The sequence below is a fragment of the Desulfallas sp. Bu1-1 genome (assembly GCF_015594625.1).
In the GTDB taxonomy this organism is placed as follows: domain Bacteria; phylum Bacillota; class Desulfotomaculia; order Desulfotomaculales; family Desulfallaceae; genus JADNRQ01.
The window spans coordinates 64,304-75,336 of record NZ_JADNRQ010000015.1 but is presented as its reverse complement, the minus strand read 5'-3'; the positions used below and the strand labels follow the sequence as shown (position 1 = coordinate 75,336).

8 protein-coding genes are annotated in these 11,033 nt (G+C 48.7%); 2 read left to right on the top strand and 6 right to left on the bottom strand.

All coding sequences use genetic code 11. From position 1 onward, the window contains the following. The first annotated feature begins 119 nt into the window (after window positions 1-119). Window positions 120-374 (top strand): AMP-binding enzyme, encoded by a 255-nt coding sequence (locus IT084_RS13020; RefSeq protein ID WP_195713336.1) that lies wholly within the window; start codon window positions 120-122, stop codon window positions 372-374. 58 nt (window positions 375-432) lie between these two features. Here IT084_RS13020 and IT084_RS13015 read toward each other — a convergent pair whose 3' ends face one another. From IT084_RS13015 to IT084_RS12995, 5 genes are all read right to left on the bottom strand, one after another. Further along, a complete protein-coding gene (locus tag IT084_RS13015; protein ID WP_195713335.1) occupies window positions 433-1,590 on the bottom strand; it encodes a S1C family serine protease in 1,158 nt (385 codons plus the stop codon). A gap of 291 nt (window positions 1,591-1,881) precedes the next feature. Next, window positions 1,882-2,589, bottom strand: coding sequence for a hypothetical protein (locus tag IT084_RS13010; RefSeq protein WP_195713334.1), 708 nt, complete (start codon window positions 2,587-2,589; stop codon window positions 1,882-1,884). Window positions 2,590-2,608: 19 nt separating this feature from the next. Further along, window positions 2,609-3,928 carry a sulfite exporter TauE/SafE family protein gene (locus IT084_RS13005; protein WP_195713333.1) on the bottom strand — a complete coding sequence of 440 codons (1,320 nt, stop codon included), beginning with the start codon at window positions 3,926-3,928 and terminating at the stop codon, window positions 2,609-2,611. A 398-nt stretch (window positions 3,929-4,326) separates the two neighbouring features. Next, window positions 4,327-5,979, bottom strand: a complete 1,653-nt coding sequence (locus IT084_RS13000) for an IS1634 family transposase (protein WP_195713332.1) — start codon at window positions 5,977-5,979, stop codon at window positions 4,327-4,329. A 300-nt stretch (window positions 5,980-6,279) separates the two neighbouring features. After that, entirely contained in the window at window positions 6,280-7,794 is a 1,515-nt protein-coding gene (locus IT084_RS12995; protein ID WP_195713331.1) for a DASS family sodium-coupled anion symporter, read from the bottom strand. 693 nt (window positions 7,795-8,487) lie between these two features. On the opposite strand from IT084_RS12995, the gene IT084_RS12990 reads away from it, so the two are divergent. Continuing rightward, entirely contained in the window at window positions 8,488-9,114 is a 627-nt protein-coding gene (locus tag IT084_RS12990; protein ID WP_195713330.1) for an HPP family protein, read from the top strand. A 164-nt stretch (window positions 9,115-9,278) separates the two neighbouring features. On the opposite strand, the gene IT084_RS12985 is transcribed toward IT084_RS12990, so the two are convergent. Continuing rightward, window positions 9,279-10,691, bottom strand: a complete 1,413-nt coding sequence (locus IT084_RS12985; protein WP_195713329.1) for an SLC13 family permease — start codon at window positions 10,689-10,691, stop codon at window positions 9,279-9,281. Between the last annotated feature and the right edge of the window lie 342 nt (window positions 10,692-11,033).

Genomic DNA, 11,033 nt, shown 5'->3' with positions numbered 1-11,033 from the left:
TAATAATATCTAAATCAAGTATTTTGGCCATGATATAAAATCAAGGGGGGTTTTTGAGGTGAAGCTAAAAAAATGCAAAAAAATAAAGCCTGTATTTACAAGGCTTTAAGATTTTTCGAATGTACTACCCCGACATCTTCGAGGTGGCCGTGGTGGGAGTGCCGGACGCCGTTATGGGCGAGGAGGTGCTTGCCTTTGTAATGCCCAGGGAGGGCAGAAAGCTCGACGAGGAAGAACTCAAAAACTTCTGCCGGGGAAAAATGGCCGGTTACAAGATACCGCGCTATTACCGGTTCGTTGACAACCTGCCCAAAACATCTTCCGGAAAACTTATGCGCAAGGAACTGCTGAACTGGATCAGCAAACAAAGCTAGCCTCCGGCACAAAGCCGGAGGCTTTTTGTTTCTTGCCAGCCGCTTCATTGCTCCGTCTCTACTGCAGCTGGGCGGGCTTTTCACCGACCTCCACAGTAACATACACGGGCTGGCGGTCCCGGTAAACCAGCAGCAACAGCTTCTGGCCGATTTTGGCCTTCTTGATCCGCCCGGCCAGGTCGTCCGCATCCTTGATTGTTTCATTTCCAACTTTCAGAATCACGTCCCCCTGGCGCAGCCCCGCCCTTTCCGCCGGGCTGCCGGGCACCACGCCCACTACAACCACGCCGCCCGGGCTTTTCAGGCCAAAATATTCCGCCAGTTCGGGCGTGATGTTGTGCATCTGGATGCCCAGCCACGGCCTGATCACTTTACCCTTCTGCATCAGCTCATCCTGCACGTCTTTTACCGTGCTGGTGGGAATGGCGAAACCGATCCCCTGGGCCTGGGCCACCGCCGTGTTGATGCCCACCACCTCGCCCTTCAAGTTCAACAGCGGCCCCCCGCTGTTGCCCGGGTTGATGGCGGCATCCGTCTGCAGCAAGTTTTTATAATACCGCCCTTCAACGGGCACCGGCCTGCCTTTGGCGCTGATTACCCCAACGGTAACGGTATGGTCGAAGCCGAACGGGTTGCCGATGGCAATCACCCAGTTGCCCACTTCAATTTTGTCCGAATCCCCCAAAACTAAATGGGGCAATTTGTTTCCTGCATCGATTTTAATTATCGCCAGGTCCAGGTCATAATCCGACCCGATTAATTTAGCGTTATATTCTTTGTTTTGATCCTGCACGACCACCGTAATCCTGTCGGCCCCGGACACGACATGTTCATTGGTTAAAATATAGCCGTCATTGGAAATGATAAATCCCGATCCCACACCCGTTTCCCGGCGCGGCTGACCCGGTGAGCCGAAAAAATAGCGGAAAAACGGGTCGTCCCAGAACAGGTCCCCGCCCGGGCCCCTGCTTACTTTTTCTACATTTATTTTCACCACTGCCGGCCCGGCGCTTTTAACAATGTCCGCAATGGTTCCGGCATTTACCCCGGGCACCACCTGCCCGGCGCCGGCTTGATTACCCGGCAAAACCGGGGTTGTCCCTCCCCGGTTCCCCTTGATGTCATTCACCAGCAAACAGCCGCCCGCAAACATAATGCCCGCGATAAACGCGGCCAGGCCGGTAAGTAAAATGGTGCGCCTGAATCCAAGTGACATTTTACCCCCCCCACTTATTTTAATCAGCATTTATCATATCAAACCCGATGGTTTTTTTCCACTATCCACAAACAGGAACTAAGAAGCGCGCCCCAGCCGGTTCCCTCATCCGCACGCTCCTTTTTATTTATTTCTAAAACACCCATGTTGCTGACAAAGTAGCCATTCCTTTTAGGGTCAAGCTCCGGGGCTATGACGGGCTGAAATTCCAAGTAAAAAAAGAAACGGGCGCTGCCAAGCAAAGCTCCCGTTTCCTTTAATTACCTACTGGCCCCGGCAGGGACCGGTAGTTTACACCTCCGCTTTTTCTCCATGAGACGAAGCTACAATACCAAGCCCTTCAAACAGATACATAATCGCAAACCCGTACAGGATTGTATAGAGCACATAGAACACCAGCATAAAGGTTGTGATACCGGTTTTTTCACTAACCTTGACCGCGTTGATACCCTCAAAGTTGTACGCCGGCTCTATTCCTTTTTGCATCAAATCGTTCACAAAACTCATCTCCGCAGCTTTATTCTCAATTTTGTACTGGCTGCCGAGGTTCTTGAATCCGGTCCACCAGTAGTAAAGCACTTCCCTGGATTCCATGCCGTACTTGCTCTGCAGTTGGGCGCCGTTATTTTTAAATTCAACGTCGGCATCAGCCAGAGCGGCTTTCGCAACCCGCCCCAGATCGCCGCTGATAACGACCTCCTGCCCTTGAGCCGAAACCCGGGCGCCTCCCGATGCAAACACTTTTGTAAACTTATCGATATCCTCCTGGCTTTCGACCTTGACTGCCACCTCAAAGCTCGTGCCCTCAAATTTTTCGGCTTTGTTCAACACCTTTGGAATAACGTACGTAGAACCCTTGGTCAACTGGTTAAACAGATCATCCGCGGCTTGAATTAATGTTTTACCGTTCAGTAGGGGGCTCATCATGCCTATAAAAACTATAGTAAAGACTATGAGCATTACGAGCCCGATTATAAACTGCTTTTTATTAATTATCACCCAAAACACCCCCTTTGATTTACCGGGTGGCAGTGGTTAAAGCTCCCTCCGCCGCCGCCTTCGCCTCAGCCCTGAATTTACCTATACCCCGGAAGAATGAGAGCATAATCCAGAGGGAGAAGGTAGCCGCCAGGGCAAAGAAAACAACATTGCCCACACTGGTTAGAACCGCTACGCTTTGCTTGCTCATGCTAAGATAACCGGCATCGCTCAGCTTTGTCGGCAAAGCGCAAATTCTGTTGGTAAAACCGGCAAAGATGGTCAGAGCATAGATTGCCCGGATGGTTGATCCCTTCAAAACCTTGGTCGCCAGCGCTCCCATCTGGACACCGATCAGGGAACCCAGCAACATGCCCATAGCCACACTATAGAATACATATCCGTAAATAGCATATTGGGCAATGGAGGAATAAGCGGTAGTAAAGATAATTTGCAAAATATCTGTTCCAACGGTGGTAAAGGTTGATACGCCAAGCCCGTATACGAAAATCGGGAAAGTCAGAAACCCGCCGCCAACCCCCATCATGGCCGCCACGTTACCTACGATGAAACCCACAATAATCAGCGGGTAAACGGAGATGCTGCGTCCACCGGGAACCATATCCTCGTCGAATTTCACCCTGGGCTTGAGGGGCAAAGCCTGAAGCCACTTGGCAAACTTCGTAGTGGCGTCTTGCACTTGATTATCAGCGGCTATCTTCGTTTTGCGGCTGGAACTGATCCAGTCGTACATGGCGTATGCACCTAAAATACCCAGGATAATTACGTAAATAAGACTGATAAACGCGTCGCTTAAAGCCGGGCTTTTCTGATAAATGGCCCGGTTAATCATGCCGCCAACGGTAGCGCCGGACACTGAACCAACCACAAACCAGACAGCGATCCAAAAGTTGACGTTGCCCAACTTTTTATGAATCACTGTGCCCATAATGGCCTTGGCAAAGAGGTGAAACTGGTCGGTACCAACGGCCATGATCCCCTTGACACCAATACTCATCAGCGCGGGGGTGAGAACATAACCACCACCGGCACCAATTACACCGGTGATCAAGCCGGCCATCAAACCCACAAAAATGGAGCCGATAAACATATTAACGGTGACGAAACTGGGCATATACCCCTTATGCCCGCCGAGATGCTCCGGCAGGTTGGCCGCAGAGGCCACTTCCATGCCAATTCCAAACAAAACCGGCAGCATGGCAAGGAGAAGCAGCTTCCACCTTCTACCAAGTATCACCTTGCTCATTTCCAGTTCCCAATTGGCCTGCGCCCTTGAGAGATCGCTCAAAACCTTGCCGGTGGCCAAACCACCCGTGGCCATTCTTTTTAAAAAGGCCATCTAGTCATCCCTCCTTAATCACTAACCAACAGTTAAAATATTACAGATTAATGCGCAATTATGTCACTACAATCCGGCCGTTAATTTCTAAATAATGCACCCCCCCTTCATTGGTGAAATAATTTTCAATTGACGGCTTTTTCGGATACCGGTTCCTTTATTTTTGTTTAAGTAGTGACAACTTTTTTTAAAAAAACTATTGAACCAGTTGACCAGTTTATGTTATTATTAATACAAACAGGTTTGCAATTTGAGGTTGTGTGATTTATCAGGCATTTGCGGTTGTTTTTTTGTGCAAGTTATTGCGAATAATTGCACAAGTTTGAGCAAAAATTTAGTTGTCACTACGGACAAAACCAAACCGGAATAAACAGCCGTCAAATTCAAATGCGCAAAATTTAAATTACGGTACGTTGTTCTTTAACCAGGCCAATGGCATTGAAAATATCTTCCTGGATTGGAGAGATGCTGGTTATAGACTTTATTTCCCGGTCATCCAGTTGATTAACCGCAACCTTGATTTCTTCGAGCAATAACAGCGCGTGGCGTATATCCAGGTTCAATCCCGCCTGGCGGATCATTCTTTCCATGGTTTTTTCCAGGATCGCAGCCAGTACGCAGACAAATATATTGGCGGAAATTTTCAGCTCGGCGTACAGGTAATCGGGCCATGGCTCAAAATTCTTTATTTCCCGGAAGGATTCACCCAGTTGATTTAAACTGGTGTACGCTTTAAGTATTTCCCCGGCTCGCAGAAATTCATTGTTGGTTTCCAACATAAATGCCCCGGCCAGGTTCGCGTCCAGCTGCAACAGGTCATCTTTGCGCCGGTAAGTGAATCCCATGGAAGCTTCGTCATAATGCCATTCAAAATATTTACGGCAGTAGCTGTCTTTAAACACAGGCGCATTTTTATTGAACGTTCTGGCTTTTAAATCGCGCTTTTCAACCACCGCCTTTTGAATGGCCTTGAGTTCCATTTCAATTGCATTCAACCGTTCATTCAAAAAGACCTTCATTTGCTCCGCGGCCCTTGGATTGTAGCAGAGCAGGTGGCGAACGTCATTCTTTCTTATTTCTTTAAACCAGAGGTCTTCGCTTATTTCTTGAAAATCTTGCTTGCCGGCGTATAATTCCCGCGCAAGCAAATCCCGATCTTGTCCGGTTGTCAACTGGCGGCCGATAACGTAATCATACCCGTGGGCAACCAGGATTTCCAGGTTCGGGTTGCTCGCGACATTGCGATCCCCCACAAAAATGCATTTGTCTATACCGAAAACATCCTTCAGGTAATCCAGCACGTTCTTAAATTCCCATTCTTCAGTCATTTCCCGCAGCATTTTATGCCCCAGGGGCATCCCGTCCCGGCTCACCACAAGCCCAAAATCGATTTTTTGAAACTGCTCGGGTTCTCCCACAATATACTTCCCGTAAGATGTTAAATTAAGTTCATTACGAGGAGCCGGCTCAAGCATCCCCGAGGTCAACCGGCAAAAGGCAAGGTCAGTGTTTACCGGCATAAAGTTATTTAAGTTGGCGAAAATATTTTTTTCCAAATCTTCTTTGGTTTCAGCAACTATGTCCAGCGCCCGGTAAAAATGGTGCGGTGAGAGTTCCTTGCCTTCCAGCGCGGGAAGGTACAGGCATTGGTACCAGTCACTGATGACCTGTTTATGCTGGGGTTTGACGATCTGGTTGATTACCATGAGCTCAACCAGAAGCGATACATTTATCTCTTCATCTCGGAAGCCTGCGGCAGCATCAATAACCGCTTCCAGTCCCAGCAATTCCCATATTTTATGTATTGCCAGGACTTCCCCGTAGCGCAATATTTTTTTGGTCTCCAGTTTGGTGGAGGGAGGGGATACCCCGCATATTTTGGAAAGACCCGTAATCAATCCGTTTACCTTGTCAGGCGTAAGTTTCTCCAGGCTGCCAAGGTTGGCAATAACCCGTTGTTTTACTTTGTCACCCTCCCTGTAATTCTCGATCAATTTCAGGTAGGTGTACTCCTTGCCGTTGCTCCTGCTGGTTATTTTCCGGAAAAACATGATCCTCACCACCTATCCGCCCGAAAGTATTTTATCGTTTGGTTGAGTTGATTAAGTTTTACCGGTCACAATAACCACTTCGCCAGTCCGCTCCGGGCATTATCATCATTTTTACCACTACTTTCTGTATGTTTTTTATGTATAAAGTACCATTGAGTATTTTCTTGCCATGTTCCCTTGAGTAAACTATACCACACCTTTTTAGTTTGTGCAATATTTCACCATGTTATTTTATTTAGTTTATTTTTTCTGAATATTCCAAGCCGCAACGGAATTGTTTGTTTCTTGTCACCCGGTTTGCTACCAGATCCCCAGAACATGCCACCATATTCCCGCCAACCCGGCCACCGAAAATATAAGTGACAACACAAAAAGAACAGCGCCGGCCTTTAAAAAGTCCGCCGCCTTTAAAAAACCGGGCCCGTAGACAATGGCATTGGCAGGTGTAGCGATCACCAGCAAGTAGGAAAAAGCGGACCCCAGGGAAGTGGCCACCCCTACGGCAAATGGAGAAGTGTTGGCCAGCTCCGCCGCCTTGATGAACACAGGCCCGAGAACCGCAACAGTCGGCCCGTCGGACATGGTATTGGTGGTCAGCGCCGTAATTGTAGTGGTCGCGGCCAGCAGCGGCAGGCCTTTTGTTACCCCAAACGCGGTCGCGGCGGCCAGGAGCTGTTTTGCCAGCCAGGAGGCCGCCCCGGTGTGGACCAGCATCTTACCCATGGAAATTGCACCTGCATAAAGAACAACCACACCCCACTGTGTCTTTTGTTGCAGGTAATTCCAATCCACCAGGCGCAATATAGCCGCCAGAATAACCCCGATCATGGCGATATTGCCCACCCCGTACTGGCGGCTGAACAGCACCCAACCCACCACCACCGCCAGGAATATAGCCAACGCCATTTTGGCCTTAGTGGCCATGGGGCCGTCTGCGTCCATTTCCGCCTGGATCCTTTCCAACACTTCCTTCAAATCCTCCACTTCGGGTTTAAATAATTTTAAAAGCCAGTAGGTAACCAGGGGAATCATCAGCAAGGTGAACGGGACTGCCATCAGCATCCACTGGCCGTACCCCACGTTTATGCCCAGGTTGTTTAAAAAACTTAACATCAGGGCATTGCGGGCGCCGCCTGAAGGAGTGGCCACCCCGCCGATAATCACCCCGTAGGCAATGGCCAGCATCATGAGCTTGCCCAGCCTGGGTACTTTTTTGATACCGCCGCTTAATGAAACGATCCCCACGCCGATGGGAAACATTATTGTCACAGTGGCGTGTTCAGTGATAAACCCGGCGCTCAAGGCGCAAAAAGCCACCATGCCCAGCACCACCCGGTCAATGCGGGTGCCGGAAATCTTTAACATCTGCAGGGCCACTTTATTGTGGATGTTATATTTAACCAGCATGGCCCCCAGCATCAGTACCCCCATGATAAAAATCACGGCGTCATCCATGAAAGTGCGGGGCACTTCCTGAAATTTGCCAATACCCGTCACAACCTGATATGACCCGATGATTAGCGCGGTTACCGGCAGCGGAACGGCCTCGGTTAAAAAACAAACCACTACGAACACCCACAGGGCAATTGCGTATTTTCCCTTGTCGGAAAGGCCCTCGGGCGTAGGTGCCAGGCAGATTAAAACGAGGAGCAAAATGCCCAGCAACAGCCATTTCCTTTCACCGGCGATATTGGCCAGCCGTCCCCCGCGCCCGCCCGGTGCCTGGAGCTTACCATTGCCGGGCGTTTCTTTTATTTGCGGATGCCCGCCGGCCTTTCTATATTCCCGCAAATCAAAAATTTTTTGCTTGCTCATGCGGTCCTCCGTTTACTTAATGCAATGCTTTATGGTGTGAAATAATTAACCTTCCGGGATGTTGTTTAAAATTATACTTGAAAATTTAAAAAAAAACATTACCTAAATTCACCGGCTTTTACCCGGTGGCCGGCACCCCGGCGCACTTTATTCATTAACCCCGGCCATAAATATAGCATGGCATACTTTCCTAAAGTATAAAAAAAGCCCGCAGCATGGAAAGCTTGCGGGCAGACTAATTTATAATTCATTTTCAGTTAAATAATCGCCGGGTTTTATTGTGAAATATTGCACTATATTGACTAATGATATATAATATCCTTTAACAGGGAATGTGAATTCCGTAACTAACTTTGTCACTATTTTAGTCACTAATTTTGGGAGGTGGGATTAGTAAAAAAAATAATGTTACTTGGGGGCTCGTTGACCGGCCGCCACCGGTTTGACCAGCGGCCCCCGTCGTAAAACAATGCAAAAGCGCAAATACCAAACGCCATTTGAAATTCTTCAGGCTCACAAATTTGAACCAATCCGGTCCCAGTAACAAACAATACTTATAATCGCCGTGCAACACTACAACTCTTTTGATAATAATATCACAAACCGGTGTCTTTGACAATATTTTATCCCAAATTTTTGTCACTACTTTCACTGGCCGGTGCGGTAGCAACCGCTTGAAAGGAGGCTGAAAAGATGGAAAGTCCCTGTGAAAAGAAAGTAAAGGATATTATGATTCCCATATATGATTATCCCACGGTATCCGGTGAGGCCACCCTCAAGGACGCCGTAAAGATATTAATGAGTTCATCCAACCTGCAAAAAAATAAACCCCGAACGGGTCGCCAGTGTATTTTCGTGGTGGAGGATAATGAACTGGTTGGCACGTTCGGCATTCCCGAACTGCTCGTGGCCATTGAGCCCCAGCACTTGAAGGGAACGGTTTTCGGCGGGACGAAAGCCTGTAATACATGGGCCACTCCAGTTTTTTGGGAAGGTCTGTTTACCGAAAGGTGCAGGGAGGTCGCGGGCAGATTGGTCAGGGAATTCATGAAGCCGGTGGATTTATTTGTCAATGTCAACGACACGCTATTGAAAGCCGCGTACTACATGACCAAACATAAAGCGGACACCGTGGCCGTCAAGAACAACGGGCGCCTGGCCGGAATGGTGCGCAGCATCGACATTTTCCGAGAAATCTCCACGCTGGTAATGAACGGGGATGCCGGCGCCGCCGGCAAAACATCCACGTGGCCCTGGCTGGACAAAATGGCCCCGGATGGGTATGCGGGCAGCCCTGAACACAAATACAGCCAGGCATAGTTCCCAATTATTTAAAAAAGCGGCCCCGGCAGAAAACGCAGGGCCGTTTTTTTGTTTTACAAAAAACCCTGCTTGAGCAATATTTTACGCCCTTTCAGGGTCAAGTCACGGTAATATGATGGGCTAAGAATTCGTATCCGGTTGTTGACCTTTATTTACTTATATTATACAGATTGCCTGGCACGATGCCTGACCGCGCTTTTCTCCAGTGCCTTGTTGATGGGCATAAAGGCCACGGCGACGAGAATACCGAACAGCAACGTAACCGCAATGGTGATCATCTCGGGGTAGATGTGCCAGAGAACCATGTAAACCGAGCTCAATATAAGGGAAACCAGCATCAGCGGAAATGCCACCTTGAAGTAATTCATAAAGGTGATATGCATGCCCCGCTTTTCCGCCATCCCGATCACCACAACGTTGGCGGAGGCGCCGATAATGGTTCCGTTGCCGCCCAGGCAGGCCCCCAGGGACAGCGACCACCAGAACAGGTTGAGCGCGTTGGGATCGGTTACGCCCATCAACTGGCCCATGTCCTTGATTAACGGAATCATGGTGGCCACAAAGGGGATATTGTCCACAAAGGCCGAGGCGATGCCGGACAGCCACAGGATCAGCATGGCCGTGGGGATCATCACCCCGCCGGTAATTTCCAGGGACGCCTTGGCAATGGCCTCGATGACGCCCACCTTTTCCAGGCTTCCCACCAGCACAAACAGACCGATAAAGAAAAATATAACTGGCCATTCAACAGCATGCAGCGCGTGTTCGGGGTCCTCCCGGCTCACCAGCAGCAACAGGCTGGCGCCGGTAAGGGCGATTACCGACGATTCCAGGTGCACGTACTGGTGCATGGCGAAACCGAAGATGGTCAACCCCAGAACCACCAGGCATTTGCGCAACAGTTGCATATCCTTTAATTCATCGTTTTCATTGAGTTCCATAATCTTCTGCTGCCGCTCCGGGTCGGCCACCAGTTGGGTTCTGTAGATGAGCCGGAGCAAAGTCAGGGTTACCACGTAAACAACTATGATGATCGGAGTAAGGTTGACAATGAAATCCATGAATCCAAGGTGTGTGGCGCTGCCGATCATAATGTTGGGCGGGTCCCCGATCAGCGTGGCGGTGCCGCCGATATTGGAGGAAAGAATCTCCGCGATTAAAATGGGAATGGGACTGATTCTGAGTTTCTGGGCGATGGCAAATGTCACCGGGACAATCAACAAAACCGTGGTCACGTTGTCCAGGAAGGCGGATAAAACAGCCGTCACCAGCGATAACGCCGCCATAATTTTTAACGGCTCGCCCTTGGAGCTTTTGGCCGCCTTGATGGCCAGGTACTCAAAAACACCCGTCTGCCTGGTGATGCCGACAATAATCATCATGCCCACAAGCAAACCGATGGTGTTAAAATCTATGGCATGCACCGCTTCTTCCGGGCTTAATATTTTTGTCACCGCGATCAATGCCGCGCCAACCAGGGCGATTACCGCCCGGTGTATCTTTTCGGAGACAATGATGGCGTAAGTAATTAAAAAGACTACACTGGCGAAGTAAATTTGAATATGCTCAGGCAAATGGTTCACCCCTTTGGTTTTAATTATTGTTTAATTAATTGCCCAATAATATTCGCTTTTTTAAAATTAGATATTACTTGACCAATTCAATATAATGCCGTCAAATCCCTCCATCCTCCCCCTCTCAAATTTTGGACCCGTCAATACTATATACCGTTTATCTATGTATTCCGATAGCCAGTTTTTAACCCGGCTATTATTAATTATTTAAAAGACGAAATAATGTGAAATATTATACTATCTACTTTAAAAATAAAAGTTTTTTGTCACTATTCTATAAGTCCTTCGTTAATATATTAACATAACCATGCCCCACGGCACAAGCAATTTCCATAGAGTATA